Below are 290 nucleotides of genomic sequence, written 5' to 3'. Positions count from 1 at the left end.
AGAAGGACGGCCTTGCGATGCTGTTCATAACGCACAACCTGCCGCTGGTCTCCGAAATTGCACAATCCATCATCATCATGAAGGATGGGAGCATCGTTGAGGCGGGACGAACGAATGAGGTCCTGCGTTCGCCAAAGCACTCTTACACAAGAATGCTGTTAGAGGCCGCGCCGCGACTTGATTGACGGCCGGCTCGACTAGGAGCACCAAGGGGCGATTGCTAAGGGATTCGCTGGAACGATCTTGCCAAACGACCTGTTCACCGATGAGGAAAAAAGTGCCCGCTTCGA

Annotated in this window: 1 pseudogene; it reads left to right on the top strand. The window is 54.8% G+C overall.

What is annotated here, in order from left to right:
* A pseudogene (locus EN857_RS34160) lies at positions 1–185 on the top strand (ABC transporter ATP-binding protein); the annotation flags it as partial.
* Positions 186–290: the final 105 nt, after the last annotated feature.

Source organism: Mesorhizobium sp. M4B.F.Ca.ET.214.01.1.1, assembly GCF_004791545.1.
In the GTDB taxonomy this organism is placed as follows: domain Bacteria; phylum Pseudomonadota; class Alphaproteobacteria; order Rhizobiales; family Rhizobiaceae; genus Mesorhizobium; species Mesorhizobium abyssinicae.
The sequence above is the reverse complement of the archived record's forward strand: the minus strand, read 5'-3'. Positions and strand labels throughout refer to the sequence as shown.